General features: G+C 66.1%; 1 protein-coding gene. It reads right to left on the bottom strand.

What is annotated here, in order from left to right:
• Positions 1 to 6 precede the first annotated feature (6 nt).
• Positions 7 to 1308, bottom strand: a 1302-nt coding sequence (locus MMF94_RS43100; protein ID WP_241043286.1) for an APC family permease, incomplete at its 5' end; no start/stop codon positions are given.

The following is a 1308-nucleotide window of genomic DNA, read 5'->3' as shown; positions in this document are numbered from 1 at the left end:
GGCGGGTCAGCTCACCTTCAGTTCGGTCGTGCGGCCCGTCATGCGCAGCACCACCAGCACCACCACCCCGACAGCGAGCCACACCAGCCCACCGACCTTGGCGTTTGCGTCGGCGTTCACCAGCACATAACCGATGATCACAAACCCGAGCAACGGCACGATCAGGTGCAACCCGAAGGTCCGCTGGCGCTGCCTGATCAGGTACCACGCCGCGACCGACACGTGCAGCAACAGGAACGAGAACAACGCACCGAAGTTCACCAGCGACGACAACAACCCGATCTGCCCCACGAAGAACAGCCCCAGCACCAGGCTCACCACCGAGACCAGCACCACCGCCCGCTCCGGCACCCGCCGCGCCGGGTGGACATGAGCGAGGAACCGCGGCAGCTGCCGATCACGCGCCATCGAGAACAACAACCGCGACGTCGCCGCCTGGGCCACCAGCGCGTTCGCGATCGCCGACCCCAACGCCACCGCGATAGCGACCACCACCTTGAACCACGCCCCACCCACCAGATCAGCCACCGTGTAGAACGCCTCGTTGGTGGCCGTCTCCCCCGCGAACTCCGTCTGACCCGGCAGCAGCAGCGCCGCCAGGTAGGTCTGCACGATGAACAACGCCGCCACCATCCCCAGCGCGATCACCGTCGCCCGCCCCACCACCCGGGCCCCACCCCGGGTCTCCTCGGCCATCGTGCTGATCGCATCGAAACCCAGAAACGACAACACCGCCACCGACAACGCCGCGAAGATCAGACTGGGCTGAAACACCTCCGGGTTAAAGAACGGCGTGAACGACCAGCTCGCCCCGTTCACCCCGCGGGAGATCGCCACCACCGCCAACACCACGAACAACGCCAACACCAGCAACTCGCCGACCAGGAAGATCTTGTTCGTCCGCGCCGTGGTCTCGATCCCCCGCAAGTTGACCACGGTGTTGATGACCACGAACAACATCACCCACACCGCCTGCGGCACCGCGGGCAACACCGAACCCAACGCGGCCGCCCCGGTGACGTAGAGCAGGGTCGGCACCAGCAGGTAGTCCAGCAGAATCGCCCAGCCCGCGAGGAACCCGGCCGCCGGGTGCAAGCCGCGCCCGGCATAGGCGTACACCGAACCCGAGATCGGGAACGCCCGCGACATCTCGCGGTAGCTCAACGCCGTGAAGATCATCGCCACGAAGCCGATGACGTAGGTGAGGGGCACCATGCCCATCGACGCGTTGAACACCACGCCGAAGATCGCGAACGGCGCGATCGGCACCATGAACACCAGCCCGTACACGAGCAGGTCACGCAACGT

This window comes from Pseudonocardia alaniniphila (assembly GCF_022524485.1).
GTDB classification, from domain to species: domain Bacteria; phylum Actinomycetota; class Actinomycetes; order Mycobacteriales; family Pseudonocardiaceae; genus Pseudonocardia; species Pseudonocardia alaniniphila.
Note: the sequence above shows the minus strand (reverse complement) of the source record. Positions and strands in the feature narration are given on the sequence as shown.